This window comes from Pseudomonas japonica (assembly GCF_900188455.1).
Classification (GTDB): domain Bacteria; phylum Pseudomonadota; class Gammaproteobacteria; order Pseudomonadales; family Pseudomonadaceae; genus Aquipseudomonas; species Aquipseudomonas japonica.
In genome coordinates this window covers 1-21,257 of the sequence record NZ_FZOL01000032.1, presented here as the reverse complement: position 1 = coordinate 21,257, position 21,257 = coordinate 1, and the positions used below count along the sequence as shown (strand labels likewise).

20 protein-coding genes are annotated in these 21,257 nt (G+C 62.2%); 3 read left to right on the top strand and 17 right to left on the bottom strand.

Annotation, left to right across the window (positions count from 1 at the left end):
- Positions 1–669, top strand: a 669-nt coding sequence (locus CHB99_RS30245; RefSeq protein ID WP_249299715.1) for a ribonucleotide-diphosphate reductase subunit beta, incomplete at its 5' end; no start/stop codon positions are given.
- A 51-nt stretch (positions 670–720) separates the two neighbouring features.
- Here the strand turns inward: CHB99_RS30245 and CHB99_RS29690 are convergent.
- The gene (locus CHB99_RS29690; RefSeq protein WP_141137349.1) at positions 721–2,034 is read right to left on the bottom strand and encodes a hypothetical protein; all 1,314 of its coding nucleotides are present in this window, start codon (positions 2,032–2,034) and stop codon (positions 721–723) included.
- Between the two features lie 399 nt (positions 2,035–2,433).
- On the opposite strand from CHB99_RS29690, the gene CHB99_RS26945 reads away from it, so the two are divergent.
- On the top strand, positions 2,434–2,952 hold the full coding sequence (locus tag CHB99_RS26945) for a BRO-N domain-containing protein (protein ID WP_042127752.1): 519 nt from the start codon (positions 2,434–2,436) through the stop codon (positions 2,950–2,952).
- A 380-nt stretch (positions 2,953–3,332) separates the two neighbouring features.
- Here the strand turns inward: CHB99_RS26945 and CHB99_RS26940 are convergent, their stop codons facing one another.
- The 16 genes from CHB99_RS26940 to CHB99_RS26865 form a co-directional block, all read right to left on the bottom strand.
- Positions 3,333–4,199: a prohibitin family protein gene (locus CHB99_RS26940; RefSeq protein ID WP_245655643.1), complete on the bottom strand. Its 867-nt coding sequence runs from the start codon at positions 4,197–4,199 to the stop codon at positions 3,333–3,335.
- Positions 4,200–4,319: 120 nt separating this feature from the next.
- The gene (locus tag CHB99_RS26935; protein WP_042127748.1) at positions 4,320–5,063 is read right to left on the bottom strand and encodes a class I SAM-dependent DNA methyltransferase; all 744 of its coding nucleotides are present in this window, start codon (positions 5,061–5,063) and stop codon (positions 4,320–4,322) included.
- A 115-nt stretch (positions 5,064–5,178) separates the two neighbouring features.
- Positions 5,179–7,317 carry a catalase/peroxidase HPI gene (gene katG / locus CHB99_RS26930; protein WP_042127746.1) on the bottom strand — a complete coding sequence of 713 codons (2,139 nt, stop codon included), beginning with the start codon at positions 7,315–7,317 and terminating at the stop codon, positions 5,179–5,181.
- 319 nt (positions 7,318–7,636) lie between these two features.
- Positions 7,637–8,215 (bottom strand): TerD family protein, encoded by a 579-nt coding sequence (locus tag CHB99_RS26925; RefSeq protein WP_042127745.1) that lies wholly within the window; start codon positions 8,213–8,215, stop codon positions 7,637–7,639.
- Between the two features lie 33 nt (positions 8,216–8,248).
- Positions 8,249–8,824, bottom strand: a complete 576-nt coding sequence (locus CHB99_RS26920) for a TerD family protein (RefSeq protein WP_042127743.1) — start codon at positions 8,822–8,824, stop codon at positions 8,249–8,251.
- A 25-nt stretch (positions 8,825–8,849) separates the two neighbouring features.
- Positions 8,850–9,848, bottom strand: coding sequence for a TerC/Alx family metal homeostasis membrane protein (locus CHB99_RS26915; RefSeq protein ID WP_042127741.1), 999 nt, complete (start codon positions 9,846–9,848; stop codon positions 8,850–8,852).
- A 45-nt stretch (positions 9,849–9,893) separates the two neighbouring features.
- Positions 9,894–10,343, bottom strand: coding sequence for a tellurite resistance TerB family protein (locus CHB99_RS26910; RefSeq protein WP_042127739.1), 450 nt, complete (start codon positions 10,341–10,343; stop codon positions 9,894–9,896).
- Between the two features lie 50 nt (positions 10,344–10,393).
- Positions 10,394–11,587: a TerD family protein gene (locus CHB99_RS26905; RefSeq protein WP_042127737.1), complete on the bottom strand. Its 1,194-nt coding sequence runs from the start codon at positions 11,585–11,587 to the stop codon at positions 10,394–10,396.
- The gene (locus CHB99_RS26900; protein WP_042127735.1) at positions 11,584–12,177 is read right to left on the bottom strand and encodes a TerD family protein; all 594 of its coding nucleotides are present in this window, start codon (positions 12,175–12,177) and stop codon (positions 11,584–11,586) included. Before CHB99_RS26900 ends, CHB99_RS26905 begins: the two co-directional genes overlap by 4 nt.
- Positions 12,178–12,205: 28 nt before the next feature.
- Complete coding sequence (locus tag CHB99_RS26895; protein ID WP_084702861.1) at positions 12,206–13,207, bottom strand: HpcH/HpaI aldolase/citrate lyase family protein; 1,002 nt, start codon at positions 13,205–13,207, stop codon at positions 12,206–12,208.
- Positions 13,204–14,301, bottom strand: a complete 1,098-nt coding sequence (locus tag CHB99_RS26890; protein ID WP_042127733.1) for a cysteine protease StiP domain-containing protein — start codon at positions 14,299–14,301, stop codon at positions 13,204–13,206. The genes CHB99_RS26895 and CHB99_RS26890 overlap by 4 nt, the downstream gene beginning before the upstream one ends.
- On the bottom strand, positions 14,294–15,052 hold the full coding sequence (locus tag CHB99_RS26885; RefSeq protein WP_042127731.1) for an HAD family hydrolase: 759 nt from the start codon (positions 15,050–15,052) through the stop codon (positions 14,294–14,296). The genes CHB99_RS26890 and CHB99_RS26885 overlap by 8 nt, the downstream gene beginning before the upstream one ends.
- Positions 15,042–16,163 carry a phosphoribosyltransferase domain-containing protein gene (locus CHB99_RS26880; protein ID WP_042127729.1) on the bottom strand — a complete coding sequence of 374 codons (1,122 nt, stop codon included), beginning with the start codon at positions 16,161–16,163 and terminating at the stop codon, positions 15,042–15,044. Before CHB99_RS26880 ends, CHB99_RS26885 begins: the two co-directional genes overlap by 11 nt.
- A gap of 419 nt (positions 16,164–16,582) precedes the next feature.
- Positions 16,583–19,042: a TonB-dependent receptor gene (locus tag CHB99_RS26875; RefSeq protein WP_042127727.1), complete on the bottom strand. Its 2,460-nt coding sequence runs from the start codon at positions 19,040–19,042 to the stop codon at positions 16,583–16,585.
- A 96-nt stretch (positions 19,043–19,138) separates the two neighbouring features.
- On the bottom strand, positions 19,139–20,092 hold the full coding sequence (locus CHB99_RS26870; protein WP_042127725.1) for a FecR domain-containing protein: 954 nt from the start codon (positions 20,090–20,092) through the stop codon (positions 19,139–19,141).
- On the bottom strand, positions 20,092–20,595 hold the full coding sequence (locus tag CHB99_RS26865; protein WP_042127723.1) for a sigma-70 family RNA polymerase sigma factor: 504 nt from the start codon (positions 20,593–20,595) through the stop codon (positions 20,092–20,094). The genes CHB99_RS26870 and CHB99_RS26865 overlap by 1 nt, the downstream gene beginning before the upstream one ends.
- Before the next feature lie 187 nt (positions 20,596–20,782).
- Between CHB99_RS26865 and CHB99_RS26860 the strand changes: the two genes are divergently transcribed.
- Entirely contained in the window at positions 20,783–21,088 is a 306-nt protein-coding gene (locus tag CHB99_RS26860) for a hypothetical protein (RefSeq protein WP_042127721.1), read from the top strand.
- The last annotated feature ends 169 nt before the right edge of the window (positions 21,089–21,257 follow it).

Sequence of the window (21,257 nt, the reverse complement as noted above, 5' to 3'; positions counted from 1 at the left end):
TACCAGTACTGCATCGAATCGCTGGGCATGGATGAAGGCGAGATCTTCAACATGTACCACGAGATCCCGTCGGTCGCGAAGAAAGCCGCCTGGGGCCTGCGCTACACCCGCGCCATCTCCGACCCGGAGTTCGACACCGGCACCGTCGAGACCGACAAGGAACTGCTGCGCAACCTGATCGCCTACTACTGCGTACTGGAAGGCATCTTCTTCTACTGCGGCTTCACCCAGATCCTGTCCATGGGTCGTCGCAACAAGATGACCGGCGTCGCCGAGCAGTTCCAGTACATCCTGCGTGACGAGTCCATGCACCTGAACTTCGGCATCGACGTGATCAACCAGATCAAGATCGAGAACCCGCACCTGTGGGATGCCGAGATGAAGGAAGAAGCCTCGCAGATGATCCTGCAGGGCACTCAACTGGAGATCGAATACGCCCGCGACACCATGCCGCGCGGCGTACTGGGCATGAACGCGGCGATGATGGAGGACTACCTCAAGTTCATCGCCAACCGTCGCCTGTCGCAGATCGGTCTGAAGGAAGAGTATCCAGGGACCACCAACCCGTTCCCTTGGATGAGCGAGATCATGGACTTGAAGAAGGAGAAGAACTTCTTCGAGACGCGCGTGATCGAGTATCAGACGGGTGGGGCGTTGAGCTGGGATTAATATCTCCGATCGCAAAAGGCTGCCGACAGGCAGCCTTTTTTATTACTAAAATCACCTGAACGCATTCCTCTTTCGGTCTAAAAGCTCAATCGCAACTTTATTATCAATACGATGCTGAGAGTGAGGAGAGGCAATAATCATACTTTTCAATTCCACCGGCCCAACACAATCAAAAGCACTTGAAATAACAGCATCAAATTCAGATCTGAGTTCCTTCATCATAGCTGTCATAACCCTAAAGCAGCTTTTGCAAACACACTCTACCCCTCGCCACTTCGGACTCTGCCGCGGAGGAGAGTGAGTTATAAACGAAACCTCTTTATCAAAATACTCGACCGTCTCGTATTTACTACGACAACATACAGGGCAAACCCATTTTTCTCCAGCACTCTCCCACATCCCCCTACACCCTGGTAATGAAAGAATTAAAGAAAGGTAGCTTTCCGGTGGTTGCGCCCCTTTCTTCCTAGGCTCTGTCCTCCACCTTTTCATATTAGGTTTTGTAGGCATAGCCTGCTTTTTCACCTCTGCACTCAATGCTTCTGGAGAAACCCATCCAAGCCCGCCATAGAACTTTCTATTGGACAAGGTTGGAATTGGATTAAAATCAGCGGGATACCCCTCAAACCAGCAGTCAGTCAGCACAGCGACCTTAGCAACTTCATAAATCAATTTCATTCTTGATTTATAATCCTCCCTGCACGCAAGCCAAATAGAAAATAGCTCTTCTTCGTTGATATCGTGTGGCGAGTGTTCTCTCGGAACAATGAAGCGGGTTATTTGCATTATCGAGAAGGAGTGATACTTCAAGTTTGAGCCATACCGATCAGCAATTGCCCTTTTCGCTTTGGCATCTGCATTATTGCAGTCCTCACACACTAAAACTGGGGAGTATGTGGCAAAGCCCTCGGCCAATCTATCAACGAGAGACAGCCCTGTCAGGGTAGGCTTTGAAACTGAAAACTCAACAAACACCTTATTGAAGGCCGCCTTAAGAGCATCCGCAATATGATCATGATGAACCACAAGCTTTGCTAAAACCTGTCCTTTATTGCCAACTCTTGAAATCCCAAACTTGTCTCGCTCACAGCATGGACAAAACCACAACTGCGACATCTCGATCCAGTGGCTATTAATTTCGAAAGTATCACGCCCATGAAATTCTTTTATTTTTTTTGAGAGTGGAGACTCAATGCTATCAATTGAGGTTAACGTCCCGTCCTTAACGCATTCCAAGGCCACCTCTAGTGCCTTTTCTTTCCTTGCTTGCTCTACCTCTCGGCTATTATCGTACCCCCTAGTTAAAATATCGAAATCGCTTAGGTTTGAACTTCCATGCGCTTTATAAAAATCGAAAAACCTCATAACTCACCAGTCCGGACTTAGACGCCGCCTAGAAATCAAGGAAAATTCCTACAACACCCATGATTGACACAGTTGGGATCATAACCAAATACTTCTGCTCGGCGCCTAAGAAACGCCTCACGTAGCGGCAAATCCGCTCCCGACAGATGCGGCTTTTTTGTGCCTGTGGTTTACTCCTGCGCGCAGAAAACACGTGTTATGTCGGGAGTGGACTAATACAAGACCCGGAAGGGGAATACGTCCGGTCCGCTACGTGGGATTTCTTAGCTCCCGACTCCCAGCCCTAAGAAAGCTGAAAACACGTAGAGGTGACAGAAATGCCTACAAAAGCTGAGGCTCGCAGGCCATCTGCAGATGCAATCTGCCTGTCCAACGCCCCTGCCATACCGGAGGCCAGCCATGACTGACCTCTACGAGCCTACCCTCTTCACCCGCAACACCCACCCTCTCCACACCCTCTGGCTCGAATCCCAAGCCTGGTTCTGCGCATACGAACTGGGCCGGATGATGGGCCGTCATCTGAATGAACGCCGAATCCGCCGGCTTGACCAGGATCAGCAACGTCACGTGCTACTGCTCCGTTACGGCCACTATGCGCAAACGCTGATGGTCAGTGAGTCCGGGGCCTATGCGCTGCTGGCGCAGCAATATGTACCAGAGAATCGCCATCTGCGGCATTGGCTCACTCATGAGGTGGTGGCGGTGTTACGGGATGGGCAGGAGGCAAGCGCCGATGCAGAGCCGCGGTTGGGACAGATGCGCTGGGGTGAGGCGCGGATGGTGAGTTTGTTGTATTGGCAGAGTGAACCTTGGGTGCGGTTGCGGGACATGCCGGTCGTTGTGGATGAGCCGGGGTTGGTTCTGCAAGCCGGGAAACGGCGTTGGCGGGGATGGGTGGAGCGGGTTTTGCGGTTTTGATCGGGGATTCGGTGTGCCAGGTTTTGGGGCCGCCTTGCGGCCCTTCGCGAGCAAGCTCGCTCCCACAGGGTCCTGCTTCAAACCTGGATTCTGCGGCTGGCCGAGAAACCTGTGGGAGCGGGCTTACCCGCGATTGCGGTAGTGAATTCACCGACGTCATCGCGGGTGAACCCGCTCCCACAGGGTCCGGGTCGGGCACTCGATTTACGTTCTGCGGGGACTTGCGGATTCATCCGCGATTGGCCGCGAAGCGGCCATAAAACCTGTATCCGAGGTGTGTCAGGCAGATTCGGGACTCAGGTTCTACGACGGCTGCGCCGCCGATCGCGGATAAATCCGCTCCCACGCCGGTTGCGGCGCACTCGAGATACTCGGGTGCCTCACTTCCTAGCATCGATAAACGGCATCGTGCCCCCCGGCAGCACGGTGGTCGGCAGCTTGCCGTCCCAGCGCTCAGCCTTGGTCAGCTCGACAAGGTTCTGGTTGCTGGCCAGCGCTTTGGCCCTGACTTCGATGGCTGCCGCTTCGGCATTGCCGCGCAGTTCGATCGCCTGGGCTTCGGCCTTGGCTTGTGCCAGTGCCGCGTCGGCCTGGGCCTGGGCTTGGGTGACACTGATCTGCGCCTGGATCTTCTCGGTTTCCAGTTGCTGCTCGCGGGTCTTCACCGCGACCTCGGCCCTCATACGCTCTTCGATCGAGCTCTCGTAGGCATCGCTGAAGTCGATGTTCTCCACCTGCACGCTGTCGATCACCACCGGGCCGGAGACACTCGACTTGATCGCCTGCGACATCGCCGCAACCAGCTCACCCCGTTTCTGCACGGCATTAACCGCCGTGTACTGGCCAAAGACATTTTCCACCTGGCTGGGAACCTGACGAGAAATGGCGCGGGCCAGCAGGCCATCGAGATCGCCATAGCCCTTGTAGACATCGGCAACCTCGCCGGGCGTGACATGCCAGGACACCGACACCACCAATTGCGCAGCCTGCTGGTCCCGGCTGTAGGCCTGGAGTCCTTCCCACTTGGACGCCTGGTTCTGGATGGAAATCTCCTTCACCGTGTCGATGAACGGGAATTTCCAGTGCAGCCCCGGTTCCGCGACCTCGATGAACGCGCCATTGCGCAGAACCACGCCGCGCTCCTTCTCGTCCACGGTGTAGAAACTGCCGAGAATGGCGGTCAACACGGCCAGGCCCAGGACCACGGAGGCGCCAGTCGCCACCCAGCGGCGGTTCGGATTTTCCATCTTCATTTCCTTCTGAAGGCGCACTGCGGCAGGCAGTGCTTCGGTGAGTCGTTGATCATGTCCACGGTCATCGCCATGAACACCGCGCTGATTCTACCGGCCACACGCCTCCATGGGCATTCAGCGCTTCACGCAGGCAAACAACCCGTTCCCCGAAACCCCATTCCACGGCACCAGCTTCTCGTAGTCATGCTCCAGCACAGTGACTTCGAAGTACGGCGCCAGCAGTGCCTGCAGTTCATCGAAGCTCACCGCCACCATTGGATGCCGGTCATCCCAGACCTGAGTCTGCCCCCCCTGCGTCCGCTCGATCCTCAGACACAGCGACTGACGCTCACCCTCCCCCGGGTAATGCCAGCCTGAGCGGAAGACAAAATCCGCACCGTCGAGCTCGGCGTTGTGGGACACGAACGAGTCATTGTCGATCCGCCGCTTGTCCACCGCGTTGAAGCAGAACACCCCACCTTCCGCCAGCGCCCCGTGCACGCTGGCGATACAGGCCTTGAGCCGGTCGATGTCACCGCTGTAGTGCACCGAGTAGAGGAAACAGGTGATCAGGTCCAGCGGCTGCGCCACGGCAAACCCGCACATGTCGCCGAGCGCGAAATGCGCCTCGGGACAGCGCAACGCCGCCTTGTCCAGCATCGGCTGGTTGATGTCCAGGCCGCCGCTCTCGAACCCGGCATCGATGAAATGCCGCACATGCGGCCCGGTTCCGCAAGCGAGATCCAGATGGCGCATGCCGCCATTGCCGAACAACTGGTGCAGGCGCTGCACGCAGTGACTCTGCGCGCGATAGTCGATATCGGCGCACATCAGGTCGTAGTAGCCCGACAGATCGGTATAGAGCGCATTGCCGGACATGGAAAAACCTGAGAGGGAAAATTGAAGGCGCGGCATTGTATCTGGAAGCAACGACGAAAAAAGGCCCGGTGAAGCAGAACTTCACCGGGCCTTGCTCACGCGGGAAAACGCGCGCCTATTGCAGGTCGAAACGGTCCAGGTTCATCACCTTGGTCCAGGCCGCGACGAAGTCGCGAGCGAACTTCTCCTTGGCATCGGCACTGGCGTAGACCTCGGCATAGGCCCGCAGGATCGAGTTGGAACCGAACACCAGATCGTTGCGGGTGGCGGTGTATTTCACCTCGCCGGTCTTGCGGTCACGCCCTTCGAAAACCTCGGTGCCGCCATCCGCCGCTTTCCACACGGTGTTCATGTCCAGCAGGTTGACGAAGAAGTCGTTGCTCAGCTCGCCGACGCGATCGGTGAACACGCCGTGCTTGCCGCCGTCGTAGTTGGCGCCCAGTACCCGCAGGCCGCCGACCAGCGCGGTCAGTTCCGGCGCGGTCAGGGTCAGCAGTTGGGCCCGGTCGATCAGCAGCGACTCGGTGCTGGCGGCGCTGTCCACGCCACGGTAGTTGCGCAAGCCGTCAGCCAGCGGTTCGAGGTGATCGAACGACTCGACTTCGGTCTGGTCCTGACGCGCATCGACACGACCCGGAGCGAACGGTACATGCACGCTCACACCCGCCGCCTTGGCCGCCTGCTCGATCCCGACCACACCGGCCAGGACGATCACGTCAGCCAGCGAGGCCTTGCCGGAAGCCTGCTGCACCGCCTTCAGGCGATCCAGGGTGCCGACCGCGATGGCGTTGACCGCCCAGTCCTTCTGCGGCGCCAGGGCCAGGCGCGCACCGTTGGCACCACCACGCTTGTCGCCACCGCGGAAGGTCGAGGCCGACGCCCAGGCCACCGAGACCAGTTCGCCCACCGACAGACCCGCTTCGGCGATACGCGACTTGAGGTCGGCGATATCGCTGGCGCTCGGGTTGTGGATCGCTTGCGGCAGCGGGTCTTGCCAGATCAGCTCTTCCTTCGGCACTTCCGGGCCGAGGTAGCGGGCGACCGGGCCCATGTCGCGGTGGGTCAGCTTGAACCAGGCGCGGGCGAAGGCATTGCTGAACGCCTGCGGGTCGTTGAGGAAGCGCCGCGAAATCGCCTCGAAACCTGGATCGAAACGCAGGGTCAGGTCGGTCACCAGCATGGTCGGCCGGCGCTTCTTCGACGGGTCGAACGGGTCGGGCATGATCTCCGGGGCGTCCAGCGCTTCGAACTGGATCGCGCCCGCCGGACTACGGGTCTGGGTCCATTCGAACTTGAACAGGTTCTCGAAGAAATTGTTGCTCCACTGGGTCGGGGTCTGCGACCAGATCACTTCCAGACCGGAGGTGATGGCGTGGGCACCGACGCCGCTTTCATAGGAACTGGTCCAACCCAGGCCCTGGGACTCGATGCCACTGGCTTCCGGATCGGCACCGACATGGCTGGCCGCGGAGGCGCCGTGAGTCTTGCCGAGGGTGTGCCCGCCAGCGATCAGGGCGACGATTTCCTCGTCGTCCATGGCCATGTTGCCGAAGGTGGCGCGAATCGCCGCCGCCGCCGAGGCAGGATCGCCGCTGGCGTTCGGGCCTTCCGGGTTGACGTAGATCAGGCCCATTTCGGTGGCCGACAGCGGGTTTTTCGCCAGGGTTTCCGGGTCGCGGTGGGTCAGCCAGGCCTTCTCGTCGCCCCAGTTGACGTCGTAGTCCGGTTCCCACACATCTTCACGACCGGCGCCGAAGCCGAAGGTGCGGAAGCCCGAGGATTCCAGGGCGACGTTGCCGGCGAGGATCATCAGGTCGGCCCAGGAGATCTTCTGCCCGTACTTCTGCTTGATCGGCCACAGCAGACGACGCGCCTTGTCCAGGCTGACGTTGTCCGGCCAGGAGTTCAGCGGGGCGAAGCGTTGCTGGCCGCGACCGGCGCCACCACGGCCGTCCACGGTGCGATAGGTACCGGCGCTGTGCCAGGCCATGCGGATGAACAGGCCGCCGTAGCTGCCCCAATCCGCCGGCCACCAGTCCTGGGAGTCGGTCAGGAGTTTCTTCAGATCGGCCTTGAGCGCGGAGTAGTCGAGCTTCTTGAACTCTTCGCGGTAATTGAAGTTTTCCCCGAGCGGGTTGGAACGATCCGAGTGCTGATTGAGCAGGTCCACACGCAGGGTATTGGGCCACCAGTCACGATTACTGGTGCCGCTACCGGCGGTGTTGTGGAACGGGCACTTACCTTGGTTCGACATTACTGCTTTCTCCTTTTTCCTCAGCAGACCGGCCCTTTTTGATTGCAGCCGACGATGGGTAAAGACTAAAACGGCATTCTGCATGGAACAAATTTATGAATATTATGAGATCAATAGCTATTTTCTTCTTTGCCTCAAGGCAAGGAAGTGAGCCTTGATCCGGGAGTTCCACTTCGCCGCGTGAAGATTCGACAAACGGCGCAATTGCGGGGAGAAAGTAAAGCAGAGGCCATGGACTGCCGCGACAGGCGTTCGGTTTGCAAGCCATGAGGAAAAGCAAAGCCCCGGAGTAACCGGGGCTTTGCTTGTACCGCAGGGTTCAGCCGATGCTCACACCATGCGCTTCGGCCAGCGGCTTGAGGCCACCCGCGAAACCCTGGCCGATCGCCTTGAACTTGAACTCGTCGTTGTGACGGTAGAGTTCACCGAAGATCATCGCGGTTTCGCTGGAGGCGTCTTCCGACAGGTCATAGCGAGCGATTTCCTTGCCGTCCGCCTTGTTCAGCACACGGATATAGGCATTGCTCACCTGGCCGAAGGACTGCTTGCGCGCCTCGGCATCGTGGATAGTGACGGCGAACACCAGCTTCTTCACATCAGCGGCAAGGCCGGTCAGCTTGACGTTGACCTGCTCATCGTCACCTTCGCCCTGACCGGAACGGTTGTCGCCCATGTGTTCGATCGAGCCGTCGGCGGACAGTTTGTTGTTGTAGAAGATGAAGCCCGCGTCGCCGAGGACCTTGCCACTCTCGCCGGTGACGAAGACCGAGGCATCGAGATCGAACTCGGCGCCGTCGGTGACGCGGGCGTCCCAGCCCAGCCCGACGATGATTTCGCTCAAGCCTGGTGCTTCTTTGGAAAGGGAGACGTTACCGCCTTTGGACAGACTGACAGCCATGCTGTGTTTCCTTGTTCAGGGTGGGTTGTACGTTCAGAAGTTCATGCCGTAGCCATTGGCCAGGGTGCGCAGGCCTCCGGCATAGCCCTGGCCCACGGCGCGGAATTTCCACTCGCCGCCGTGGCGGTACAGTTCCGCGAAGATCATCGCGGTTTCGATGGAGGCGTCTTCCGCCAGGTCGTAGCGAACCACCTCGGCACCGCTCGCCTCGTTGACGATGCGGATGAACGCATTGCCCACCTGGCCGAAGTTCTGCCGGCGGGAATCGGCGTCATGGATGGTCACGGTGAACGCGATCTTGTCGACATCGGACGGGATGAGGCTCAGGTCGACCCTGATCACCTCGTCGTCGCCCTCGCCCGCACCGGTACGGTTGTCGCCGGTGTGCTCGACGGCACCGTCCTGGCTGCGCAACTGGTTGTAGAAAATGAAGTCGGCTTCGCCACGAACCTTGCCGTTGCCACCGAGAAGGAATGCGCTGGCGTCCAGGTCGAACTCGGTGCCATCGGTGGTCCGCGGGTCCCAGCCCAGACCGACGAGTATCCGGGTGAGGCCGGGATCGGTCTTGGACAGGGACAGGTTGCCGCCTTTCTGAAGCGTCAGTGCCATGGGTTCGGTTCCTTGTGCTTGATGATTACGGGCGTTCGGCCGGCGCTTCTTCCTTTTCCGGGAAGATCACGCTGGCCAGGATGCCGATGGCGAGGACCACCAGCACGACAAGCAGGCTGGTGTTCGGATCGATGCCGATGCCGTGGTGGAACAGGTGGTCGGTGGCGTTCAGGCCGAGCTTGGCAGCGATGAAGAACAGCAGGGCGACCACGGCCTTTTCCAGATGGACCAGGTAGCGCTTCAGCGCTTCGAGGACGAAGTACAGGGTCCGCAGGCCGAGGATGGCGAAGAGCATCGCCGAGTAGACGATCAGCGGCTCGCGGCTTACGGCGATGATCGCCGGGACCGAGTCGAAGGCGAACAGCACGTCGGAGACTTCCACCACCACCAGGCAGAGGAACAGCGGCGTGGCGAACAGGCCGCCCTTGGCCGCCAGGCTCATGCCCGCGTTCTCGGGCTTGTGCAGTTCGGCTTCGAGCACCTTGCGCCGCACGAAGAAGTTGTGGCCGTGCAGCTTCGGCCAGACCGGGAAGAGTTTTTTCGCGAAGCGATAGGCGATGTGCCTGGAATAGTCCTCTTCCTCGTCATCATCACCCCCGCTCCTGAGCATCATCACCGCGGTCCAGGCCACGATCAGCGCGAAGACAATCTCGACCCAGGGCCCGAACGCCAGCAGCCCGGTGCCGATCGCGACGAACACGCCACGAAAGACGATGGCGCCGATGATGCCCCAGTACAGGATGCGATGACGCAGGCCGTCCGGCACCTTGAACCAGGCGAAGATGGCCATGAACACGAAGAGGTTGTCGACCGACAGCACCTTCTCCAGGGCGTAGCCGGTGACGAAGAGGCTGGCCACGTCCGGGCCATGCTGGACATAGAGGAAGCCAGCGAACGCCAGGGAGATCGCGATCCAGAACACTGACCAGACGGAGGCGCGGGTCAGGGTGATCGGCTTGTCATCACGGTGGGTAACCATGTCCAGCAGCAAGGCGGCGAGCGCCAGGCCGACGAATACCGCCATGGTCAGCGGAGGAAAGCCTAGTGTTGTTTCCACGGTTCGAGTTCCTCAGAGTTCAAAGTCAGCAGGGTTGAGCCCCAGCTCCAGGCAGATCAGTCGGCCGACCGCCCTTTCCTTCCCATCGAAGTCGCCATCGGCAGCACCGACCGCGCAGACCACCCGCACCAGCAGGCGTGCTTCGCCGTCCTTGCCCTTGACCTTGCCAATGGCCTTGAGGGCTTCGGCCCGACCGATCTGGAAATCGAACTCGAACTTGCCGCAGGCGTCGCTGAACACCCGGGTCACCTCGTTCAGGTCGAACACCTTGAGTTCGGAGGAGTTGTTGATGAAACCGGCCATCTTCATCTTCTCCTCGGACTTGATCTCGCCATCGGCGGCGGACATCAGCGCGCAGCCATTGGCGATGGCCTCCATGAACGTCCGGTTCCTGTACCTGGCGACCTCGGTCGCCAGGGTTTCACGGGCCTTGACCGCATTGGTCCTGAGCCATTCGAGCATTGCTGTTTCCTCGCTACGGCGGAGCCTCGTGGCCCCGCTCGATCAGTTGCCTACTTGGAACCCGCGCGCCAGCGCATGCCCCAGCCGTAGGCACGGTCCAGATCCTGATGGCCGTTGTGGAAGTCGACCTGGCGCGAAACCCTGGCCGCGCCACCGACGTTCTCCAGCAGGGCGATCGCGCACATGCCGTGGCGGCCACCCTCCTCGTTCATGCGTACTTCGATATCGGTCTGGCCGGGGACGTGGATGGTCACCACGCCATCGGTCGCCTTCCAGTTCGGGGCGCCGTCGTAGATGTAGGCGAAGATCAGGATGCGTTTGATCCGGCTCCATTGCTGTCCGTTGATGTGCAACCATTCGCCACCCACCGCGGAACCGGTTCGATCGTCTCCCATCAGCTGGATGTAGGGTTCGTCGGACAGGTCGCCAAAGCACTTGCCGAGTGCCTGGACCGCGCCCTTCGCGCCGTCCTGCAGCTCGAACAGACAGCCCAGGTCGAGGTCGATGGCATTGCTGCGCTTGCCCCTCAGCAGCCCACCGAAAAGGCCACCGCCACCGGTATCGCCAGTGTTGTCGCTGCGCTGGTTCCAGTTCAGGTTGACGCGGATCTCACCGAAGCCTGCTGCGCTCTTTTCGAGGCTGATGCTGGAGCGGGTCTTGTCGAGGGTGACCTTGCTCAGGCTGACGCTCGACTTCGGGGTCGCCACGGGAGCAGGAGGTGGAACCTGACTTGGCGTGGGTGCTGCCACGTCGACCCCGAAGTGCCGGGCCAGCGGCTCCAGACCGCCCGCGAAGCCCTGGCCGACGCAGCGGAATTTCCAGGCGCCCTGGCGGCGGTAGAACTCGCCGAGAATCAACGCGGTCTCGTTCATGCCCCGGGTCGGGATCTGCACCTCGATGCCACCGCTGAGCGCCAGGCCGAGGGTTGCGACGCGGTCGAAGCTCGCCTTGTTCTCGTGAAGGGTCGCCGTCAGAGCGATCTTTTCCACGGCAAGGTCGATGCATTCGAGATCGACGCTGAAGGTCGCCTGCCCTGGCGTGCTGGTCATCAGTTGAACCGCTCCGCCAAGTACGCTGGGCTGCCCGTAGAAGCACATGTCGCCATCGCGGCGGACCTTGCCGGCGGTGGTCAGGGCGAACGCCGAGACATCGAGGTCGACACCCGCAAGCGGGCTGTAGCGGATGTCGACCCGCAGTGTTGCGCTGGCGACCGCCGCGTTGCCGCCGGGTGCCAGCATGGTCATCCGCGCACCGCCTGGATCGCCAGGCTGGTCAGGTCGTCCGCGGTCCGGCCTTTGGTGGCGTGGCCGATGGCCTTGAAAGTCCAGTCGGCGCCGGTACGGCTGAGGCTGGCCATCACCACACCGGTATGACGGCCCTTCTCCGCCAGGTCGAAGCGCGCCAGCTCCTGGTTGCCATTTTTGTCGAGAATGCGGCAATAAGCGTTTTCGACCTGAGCGAAGGTCTGCCCGCGAAAGCTGTTGACGGTGAATACCAGGTGCTGGGTGCTGGCCGGCAGGCGCCGGAGGTCGACATGGATGACTTCATCGTCCCCATCGCCCTCGCCAGTCAGGTTGTCCCCGGAGTGGCGGATCGCCCCGTCACGCGAACTCAACTGGCGAAACCACACCAGGTCAATCGGTTTCAGGTTGCTGTCCAGTAGGATGCAGGACGCATCGAGGTCGATCTGCTTGTTGCCACCGCCAAGCATCTTCGAAAAGAAACCCGTGGGCTGCGCCGGATCCCAACCCAGTCCCAGGCTGATCGCAGCGAGACCGCTCCCGGCTGCTTTTTCCAGCGATATGCTCTGATTCTTGCTCAGGGTGAGTGCCATGTTCACGCTCCATCTTGGTCATTGGTTTTCACATCGAAGCCGGAAAGGGGCTCGCGCCCCGGCCTTCCAGCGCTGTTGAATCGCACGGGTTTTCCGGCGCCCGGGGCAGGTGGCGTTCGTCGCCGTCAGGCTCGGGCCTGACGCCGTGCCAGCGGGCGCGTTCAAGGATGTTCAGGGACCATTTGCGGTGGGTGGCGGGCTCACACATGGCAGCGTTGTGGAGAAACACCGCCGGTGCCGTGTCACTGGTGATGCGCCGGGCGCTGTCGAGGTCTTCGCGGGACACACGCAAGGCCTCCTGGATCGGACCGATCTGACTGGGATGGATCGCGGTCTTGCCGACCAGGCCATGGGCGAGGTCCAGTGCCAGTTCTTCCCTGAGCAGGCTGGGCGTGTCCAGGCGTTCGAAGACCGGCGCGGTCAGGGCGAAACCCTGTGCGCCCATGACCCCGGTGAGCATCTGAATCACGTACGCCATCGGCGTGCTGTACAGGGTGCGGGCCGGGTCGCGGCGCAGGCCGAGACAGCCCATCAGGTCATTGCCGCCGATACGCAAGGCGATGATGCGTCGCGCGAGGATGGCGTTCAGGGCCTGCCCGAGTTCGACCATCGCCCCCGGGTCATAGACCTCCGCGGTCTCCAGGGTGGGCATCAGGCAGAGCGCGGGATTGCTTGCCGCCGCCGCCCAGACTGGCAGGGTTCCAAGGGTCAGCTTGGGGACGACGAAGCCATCCACGTGCTTCATCAATGGCCAGTCATTGAGCACCGCCGCCATCCGCGCATTGCGCGGACGGACGAACACCAGCGGCGCCTGCCGCGGACGCCCGCCACGGGCATCGAGGCGTGCCAGCAGGCCATGCAGGTTGGTCAGGGCACTGTCGACATCGGTCGCCGCCACGGCATCCTCAAGGCACACCACCAGGGAGCGCAGGCCGGGGATCCGCGAACCGCAGACCAGGTCGAGAATGTCATTGCGGGTAGCCGGCAGGTACAAGGTGGCGCCGAGCGCGAAGGGCGATGGGGTGCTCATCGGTTCGCGCTCCGGATCAGGGTCAGCGCCCGATAGGGCCCCAGTGCAGCACCGGCCTCCTGCACCGCCACGCCTGCCCGTTCGGTCAGGTGCAGCAACAGTTGCACGTCGCTGTCGTTGCGATCGCGCACCAGCACCTGATCGGGCAAGCGTCGCAACACCGCACGGGTCGCTTCGGCGATACCAGGCTTGAGCCTGTTCGGGTCGCTGATGGCGTGACGTTCGGCGAACACGCGCAATACAGGCTCGACGGCCGCCTGAAGTGCCCTGCGCTGCGAGTGGGTCCAGGGTATTGCCGGCGCGACCTTCCCCAGTTCACGTCGCTCGGCTTCGATGTGCTCGATGAACGCACGGGTCACGTCATGGGGTTGCAGGTGGTCGTACGTGACACAACCATGCAGGCCTTGCCCGTCGGGCCAGATGGAACGCGATACCAGGCCGGACACCGTAGCGCCGAGGATTCCGCAAGGGATCAGCCAATCCTCCGCGGATGCCGACAGCCAGGCTCGCCCGCAGGGGTCCGCGAGTACCACCAGACGCGGCTCTCCGGGGAAGCGTGAATCACCCGCCAGGGTGCGCTTCAGCTCGGCGGATATCGCCCCCTTGCCGGTCCAGCCGTCGACGAAAATGATGTTTGCAGCGCCGTGGGCCTGGATGATGGCCTCAAGCGCCACCCGGTCGATCCCGCGATCACGGACGATGCTGACGCCATAGTGATGGACCTCGCGCCCCAGGTCGCGCAGGGCGCGACGCAGCAGTACACCGAGGGGCAGGCCCGCGCGAACCAAGGAAACCAGGACGATGGTCGGACCGGCACTGGCCTCGTCCAAGGCATGGGCCAGGGCCTGCACCTCGGTGGCCATGCGCTTGCCGTTGCGGGCAAGGGCCAGTGCATAGAGCTGCTTGTGGACGTCGCCCGGCACGTGTTCCCGGCCGAGCATTTCGGAATAGTGCCTGCGGTTCGTCTGGATCAGACGCTCCTTTTCCTCGATATCGGTGACGCTCATGCGCACCGGGCGCAGGAGAAAATGCACGTCATCAGGGAGATAGCTGCCGCTGCCGACGGTCTCCAGAGTGGCGATGGTTTCAGTCACCGAGCACGCCCTCCATGGCTTTGGCCAGTTGACTGCGCGCGGGGGTGGCCCACAGGTCGCACAGGCTCATGAAGCCGAGATCGGAGAGGCTGTCGCCGAAACCGAGCACCGGACGCTCGCCATGCCGCTGACGGTCGCGGCGCAGCCATTCGCCGACCGCGTGGGACTTGTCCAGGCCCAGAGGCAGGAACGCCAGGTTGTTGCCGTTGGCGTGAACATGCATGCCGTGCAGCAGACCCCGTCGACGGATCTCCGCCAGCACGTCGGCAAGCACGGCGTCATCGCTCCCGCTGTGCTTGGTCACCACGTAGTGGCGCAAGCCTTGCTCTTCCACCACCCAGCCGCGCAATGGGTAACCCGATCGTTCACCGTGGCTCAGGGTGGCTTCACTCAAGGCTGGCAAGCGCTCCTGGAAATCCTTGAGGACGTCCCTCATCTGCCCGTGCCAGTCCTGGTCGAGGTGGCCATCGGCATCCAGCAGGACACCACCGTGGGCGCAGATCGCACCATGGCCGAAGGGCAGCCGGACGCGCCGGTAGGCCTCGATGCTGCGGGCGGTGACCGGCACTACGTCGGCCGATGCCAGCAGCCAGTCGACCAGCCCTTTCTGGGCTGGCGTCATGAAGCCATTGGGCGCTCCCAGGACGTCCAGGGTGACGGCGATGCGCGGTCCCTGTCCGGGCATCTTGCGCGCGGTCTGGAACAGGGTGTCGTCGAGGTCGACGAACACCAGCGGGCGCTCAGCGGCCATCGACGATCACCTCGGCCCCGAGTCGTTCGACCAGCTCCGCGGAGACTGCCGCCGCGGGCGTCTCGCTGCAGATGATGACCCGGTCGAACTGACCGGGTCGCACGTTGTAGAGGAAATTGGAAATGCCCAGTCCATGGTTGTCGGCAAACGACAGGGCATGCTCGATGGCATGACCCAGGGCGATCGGCGAACGCGTCGTGGCACCGAAGTGCACATCGGCACCCGCCCGCTCCAGGCGCTCGGCAAGCAGGAAGGGGCGCCAGACGAATTCGCCGGTGCCAACCACGATCACCCTTTCTCCCGGCCGCACCTGCAGGTCCGGCGCCAGGCTGTCCGCGACCTGGCGGATCCCCAGGCGCCCCCAATCGTTGGCGGGGTTGACCCGCCACTGGCCGCCGGACACCACACCGACCTGCGGCATGTCCGGCAAGGCGGACGATGGGTCTTCATGAAAGCGGTACGCCCCCTTCAGCAGCGACACGGTACTGGCGCCGATCGCCCCTTCCAGCGCACCGGCGGACCAATCCGTCAACACGCAGGTGACCACCCGCTCGATGCGCGACAGGCCAGCCTCGACCAGGGCGCGGTGCAGATTGATGAAGGTCCTGCCAGTGGAGATTTCATCGTCCACCAGCACCAGCGAACGTGCGGACAACATCGCCTCGCGAAGCGCGGGGTCCTGGGGCAGGTGGACCAGATGGGCACTGGCGTGGCTGTGTTCTTCCTCGAAACGGGTGAAGAGCTCGCTGCCCAGGGGATGACGGGTACTGACCAGATAGATGCAGTCCTGGCGACCCGCGCTGTAGGCGCGATGGACACCCGCACCGAGGCCGACCGCCGTTTCCGCCATGCCGAAGACCAGCACCGGACCGGGCAGGTCGGACGGAATCAGGCTGGCCAGTTGCTCGAAGCTGGCCGCCATGACCGACGGCCGCACCGGAACATGCCGACCCAGCACCCGGGAAACGAACAGGAAAGCGCGCTTGGGGTTGCATCGCTCGGCAAAGCCGAACAGGGCTTCCGCGGGCTGCACCGCCTCATCGATGAAGACCTCCAGCACGCCTCGCTTGAGGCGAACACGCTGGCTGGGAGCGACTGCTTTGGGGTTCATGCGGCTTCCTGATGAGGAGCGGAAAATGATCCGACGGCGGGTGCCGTCATCCGGGCGCAGAGAATAAGCCGTATGCCCTGGGGCCAGACGTAGGACAATTCCTCAATACATAGGCGAAAAGCGGACTTGTTCGGGAACAGCTTCCCTGGCGACCCGGCAACCGACTGAGGCCTGTCGTTGCACGAGGGCTGGATACCAGGCTGGCTAAGGACACGCGGCTGGAGGAAGGCAACCGACTGGAGGGCGTGCCGGTGCTGTGGTCGACCTATCAGTCAGTTGCAGGAGGAGCCGCCGCGCGGATTGGGTGCAGGGCTGATGTGACGGCGCGGGGTTGTATCGAGACCATCGCCAGTTCCAGAAACCATGCGGGGGAGCCAGCCTCGGGAAATAGCGATGGATACGGAGCCTCTGTCACGCAATCAGAAGTCGACGGTAGCCGACACCTTGAACGTCCGTGGCTCTCCCTGGGTCAGGTAGTTGTTCGCCGTCGATGCCGACGCCCAGTACGCCTTGTTTGCCACGTTCTCGACGTTGGCGCGCAGGGTGACGTACTTGTCGTCCGCCTTGAAGCCATAGCGCGCACCGAGGTCGACGCGGGTCCAGGCCGGGATGTTCAGGGTGTTGGCGGCATTCAGGTATTCGCCACCGGTGCGCAGCATCCGCGCGCTGAGCGCCGCGCCCTGGATACCCGGCACATCCCACTCGCCGCCCAGGTTGAACTGGAAGCGCGGCACGCCGGCGGCGCGGTTGCCGTCGGTCGCGCCTTTGGCGGTGTTCTTCTGTTCCGTGTCCATCCAGGTCGCACCGGCCAGCACGCGCAGGCCATCGAGCGGCTCGCCGAAGACATTCAGCTCGACGCCCTTGTTGATCTGTTCGCCGTCGACGTTGAAGGTGCCGAGAGCCACGCCCGGGACATAGCTGGTGGAGTTGTTCGGTTGCTCGATGCGGTACACCCCGAGGGTCGCGCCGAGGCTGTCGTAGTCCAGCTTGACCCCGGCCTCGGTCTGCTTGCTGCGCTTGGGTGCGAAGACTTCGCCGGGGTTGCTCACCCCGGTCAGCGGCGCGGTCGGGCCCTGGGCCAGGCCTTCGATACGGTTGGCGTAGAACGACACGTGCTCCCACGGCTTGATCACCAGGCCATAGACCGGCGTGGTGATGGACTCCTCGTAGTTGCTGGTACGCGCGCCGCTGGTGGTGTTCCAGGCATCCACTTCGATGGTCTGGCGGCGCACGCCGAGGGTCAGCAGGACACGGTCGTCGATGAAGCCGAGGGTGTCGGACAGCGCGACGCTCTTGACGCGGTTCTTGCCGACGATGCGCGGGTCGTGGATATCGCTGCCGAAATAGGTATTGGTCGGACGCGGTACCGGGATCGGATCGTACAGATTGCCCACTGGGCGATTGGCTACCAGAATCGCCTCGAACGCCGAACGTTGCTCCCCCCACATGCCGGACAGGCCAACGTTCATCTGGTGGGTCACCGGGCCGGTCGTGAAATGGCCATTCAGGCCGGCGACGGCGCTCTTGTTGTCCTCATCATGGGGTGGGTAGAGAAAACCCGTACGACCGCTGCCGTCGTTGCCGACGTACAGCGAGGAATACACGCCGTTCTCACGGGTGTGCTTGGCCCCCGCACCGGCGTACAGGGTCCAGTTGTCGTTCAGGTCGTACTCGCCGTTGACCATGCCATAGGTGTCCTCCAGCTCCGACCAGGTCCAGTCCTGGGCATAGTTGTCCTTGGCTGACGGGGCATGGGGCACCTTGCTGCCGTTGGGGTAGACCACCGAGCGACCATTGTCGATACGCTGTTTCTGGTAACCGAGATCGGTGGACAGGCGCAGGCGCTCGCCACGGTAGTCGAGACCGACCGCGATCAGCGTGGAGCGCTTGCTCTCGTCATCGATCGCGGTATCGCCACCGCGCTGGGCCAGGTTGAGGCGCGCGCCGAAACGGTTGTCCTCGCCGAAGCGCTGGCCGAGATCGAGATGACCGCCGACCTGGGTGTCGCTGGTGTAATCCAGGGTGACACTGCGGGTCGGGGTGTCCTCGGCGCGCTTGGGTACCAGGTTGACGCTGCCGCCAATCCCGCTGCCCTGGGGCGCGACACCGTTGAGGAAGGCATTGGGCCCTTTGAACAACTCGACCCGTTCCACCGCTTCGGTGTTGACGATCTGCCGCGGCAACACGCCGTACAGGCCGTTGAAGGCGATGTCGTCGCTTTGCAGCGGCAGGCCGCGGATGGTGAAGACCTGGGAGAAGTTGCCGAAGCCGGCGGACTGGCGCACGGCGGCGTCGTTCAACAGGACATCGCCGATGGTTCTGGCCTGCTGGTCAGCGATGGCTTTCGAGGTGTAGCTGACCACACTGAACGGCACGTCGTTGATCGAACGGTTGCCCAGCACACCAAGGCGCGCGGTACGGGCCACCTGGCCACCGGCGTATGTGTCGTCGAAGGCATTGATGGAACTGGCGTTCACGCTGGTCGCACCGAGTTCGAGGGCATCACCGCTGGACACCGGCACCAGGGTGTAGCCATTGCCACCGGCACTTTGCAGGGTATGACCACTACCCTGGAGCAGCACGGCAAAGCCGCCCTCGGTCGTGTAGCTGCCGCGCAGGCCAGGGCTGCGTCGGTCGTTGAGCAGCTTCGCGTCGAACGACAGCGGCACCCCGGCCATCGCGGCGAACCGGGCCAGCACATCGCCCAGTGGCCCCGGGGCGATGTCGTAGCTACGGGCAACACTGCCTTGCAGTGCATCGGCAGCCATGACGGCATGCGCCGGCATCAGTGCCGCGAGGGCGACGGCCAGGCTCAGCGCCTGCAGGGCAACGCGTGGAGGGCTGACTCGGGAAACGGACGGTAACGGCCTGGACGTCATTCATGGCTCCTGTCGGTACATGGAAAAGTGAGGATTCACTTCCTCACCGAAGGAGATGGAAAAAGGTATCAAGGCCATCGCGAATTTCTTCGTGATTCAACGCGGCTCGATGGCGACCCAGTAGCGGGTCAGGCTGCTGACACGAATTGGCAGGGTGTCCTGCAACAGACGCAGGCTGGCATCGGTGTCGCGCAGCGGGAAGGCGCCGGATACGGTGAGGCCGGCGACCTCGTCATGGCAGCGCAGGACACCAGGCCGATAGCGTCCGAGCTCGCTCAGCAGGTCGACCAGACGCATATTGCGCGCGACCATCATGCCCTGCTCCCAGCTCAGCTCGGCGGCATCCAGCGGCTGTACCGGCGCGGTGCTCTCGCGAGCGAAGGCGCTCTGCTCGCCGGCCTTGAGGATCAGGCCGCGACCACCCTGCATCGGCAGCATCTCCACCGCACCCTCGGTGACTGCGACCTGACTGCGTTGCTCGCCGACCCGGACGCTGAAACGAGTACCCAGCGCGCGGGCGGTACCATGGCGGGTCTCGACGATGAACGAACGGGCAGCGTCCTTGGCGGTGCTGATCAGGACTTCGCCTTCGAGCAATCTGATCCGCCGCTCCCGGGTACTGAAAACGATGTTCAGAGCAGTGCCGGTGTTGAGCAGCAGGTGAGTGCCGTCGGGCAACGTCAGGTTCTTCTGTTCGCCGATGGCGGTGCGCTGGTCGGCGCTCCATTGCTGCCAGGGCAACTCGCGGTAGGCCGTCCATATCGCCGGACCGGCCAGCAGGAACAGGCCCAAGCGTTGCAGGGTCTGGCGCCGGCCGAGGCGGGTATCGCGACGCAGGCGCTGGAAGGTGTCGCTGGCCAGCGAACCGGGAACGGCACGCAAGTCGCCGAGCAAGGCTTCGGCACGCTGCCAGGCCAGCGCATGCTGCGGGCTGCGCTGACGCCATGACTGAATGGCGCGGTGATCCGCTTCGGTCGCGCTGCCGGATTGCAACTGCACCAGCCAGTCAGCAGCTTCGCCGAGGATCAGCGGGTCGATCTGCGGGGTCATCAGGCCACACTCAGACAGGCGAGGAAGGCATCGCGCATGTCGCGTTTGACGGTGATCAGCGAAACGTTCAGTTGCTCGGCGATCTGTCCATAAGTCAGGCCGTCGATCTGCGACAGCAGGAAAGTCTGGCGCACACGGCTGGGCATCTCGCGGAGCATGGCGTCGATGCGCTGCAGCGCCTCGAGAATCAGCCAGCGGGTTTCCGGCGAGGGGACTTCCGTTTCGGGCAGGTGGGCAATGCTTTCCAGATAGGCACGCTCGACATCCTGACGCCGCCAGCGATCGACCACCAGGCCCTTGGCGATATGGGTCAACAGCGCGCGGGGCTCGCTGCCGAAACTGCGCGCGGGCTTGGTCAGCAGGCGGATGAAGGTGTCGTGAGCCAGGTCCGCGGCATCGCTGCTATTGCCCAGCTTGCGGCTGAGCCAACCATGCAGCCAGCCGTGGTGTTCGCAGTAGAGACTTTCGATATGCAGATTGGGCGCGCGATCGATCGAGGACATGGAGACCACTGAATACACCGGCCAATAGCGGCAGGAATGTAATTAAGAATTGATCTCATTCTATAGAGGAGCCGCTGCTTCTGGCAATTGCAACAAGATGAGTGCGGACCGACGGAACGGGGCATCTCGCCGTCCACCTATGCGAAAATGCGCGGCTTTTTGTTCATATGTGTGGAGATGTACTGTTTTGGTAATGCATTACTCAACGAACGGCGAGACCGTCGCCTGCGGTCGCACTGGCAACAACCTGAGCAGCAGCGCGGTGGAAGCCGAAGTGGATTGCAAATCATGCCAACGCTCGCTGACCAAGGTGGGGGCTGCGCCGGTGAAAAAAGCGCCGTCCCTGGCTGAGCTGCGCAAACAGCGTCAGGCAAGCCTGGAGCAGGTCAAAGCTGTGGCGTTCTGCTTCAAAGCCAACTGGCGCACACGTCTGGTCGCCCTTCCTGACCGTTGCCGACTGCCGCGAGGCATGGCGCCGCAGGCGTTCGTGTAAAAATATCGCGGGGCTCGGCCCCGCGACATCGCTCTGCTTTTTCTACGTCGGAAAAGACAAAACCCCTACCTGCGTCAGCAGATAGGGGTTTCGGAATTGAATCTTGACGATGACCTACTCTCACATGGAGAAGCTCCACACTACCATCGGCGATGCGTCGTTTCACTAC

Excerpts from the sequence above, each read along its gene's own strand:
- CHB99_RS26920 (WP_042127743.1), bottom strand. The coding sequence starts at position 8,824 with ATGGCACTGACGCTTCAGAAAGGCGGCAACCTGTCCCTGTCCAAGACC.
- CHB99_RS26900 (WP_042127735.1), bottom strand. The coding sequence starts at position 12,177 with ATGGCACTCACCCTGAGCAAGAATCAGAGCATATCGCTGGAAAAAGCA.
- CHB99_RS26945 (WP_042127752.1), top strand. The coding sequence starts at position 2,434 with ATGACTGACCTCTACGAGCCTACCCTCTTCACCCGCAACACCCACCCT.
- CHB99_RS26940 (WP_245655643.1), bottom strand. The coding sequence starts at position 4,199 with ATGGAAAATCCGAACCGCCGCTGGGTGGCGACTGGCGCCTCCGTGGTC.
- CHB99_RS26875 (WP_042127727.1), bottom strand. The coding sequence starts at position 19,042 with ATGACGTCCAGGCCGTTACCGTCCGTTTCCCGAGTCAGCCCTCCACGC.
- CHB99_RS26885 (WP_042127731.1), bottom strand. The coding sequence starts at position 15,052 with ATGGCCGCTGAGCGCCCGCTGGTGTTCGTCGACCTCGACGACACCCTG.
- CHB99_RS26935 (WP_042127748.1), bottom strand. The coding sequence starts at position 5,063 with ATGTCCGGCAATGCGCTCTATACCGATCTGTCGGGCTACTACGACCTG.
- CHB99_RS26865 (WP_042127723.1), bottom strand. The coding sequence starts at position 20,595 with ATGTCCTCGATCGATCGCGCGCCCAATCTGCATATCGAAAGTCTCTAC.
- katG (WP_042127746.1), bottom strand. The coding sequence starts at position 7,317 with ATGTCGAACCAAGGTAAGTGCCCGTTCCACAACACCGCCGGTAGCGGC.
- CHB99_RS29690 (WP_141137349.1), bottom strand. The coding sequence starts at position 2,034 with ATGAGGTTTTTCGATTTTTATAAAGCGCATGGAAGTTCAAACCTAAGC.
- CHB99_RS26870 (WP_042127725.1), bottom strand. The coding sequence starts at position 20,092 with ATGACCCCGCAGATCGACCCGCTGATCCTCGGCGAAGCTGCTGACTGG.
- CHB99_RS26925 (WP_042127745.1), bottom strand. The coding sequence starts at position 8,215 with ATGGCTGTCAGTCTGTCCAAAGGCGGTAACGTCTCCCTTTCCAAAGAA.
- CHB99_RS26880 (WP_042127729.1), bottom strand. The coding sequence starts at position 16,163 with ATGAACCCCAAAGCAGTCGCTCCCAGCCAGCGTGTTCGCCTCAAGCGA.
- CHB99_RS26915 (WP_042127741.1), bottom strand. The coding sequence starts at position 9,848 with ATGGCGGTATTCGTCGGCCTGGCGCTCGCCGCCTTGCTGCTGGACATG.
- CHB99_RS26910 (WP_042127739.1), bottom strand. The coding sequence starts at position 10,343 with ATGCTCGAATGGCTCAGGACCAATGCGGTCAAGGCCCGTGAAACCCTG.
- CHB99_RS26905 (WP_042127737.1), bottom strand. The coding sequence starts at position 11,587 with ATGACCATGCTGGCACCCGGCGGCAACGCGGCGGTCGCCAGCGCAACA.
- CHB99_RS26895 (WP_084702861.1), bottom strand. The coding sequence starts at position 13,207 with ATGAGCACCCCATCGCCCTTCGCGCTCGGCGCCACCTTGTACCTGCCG.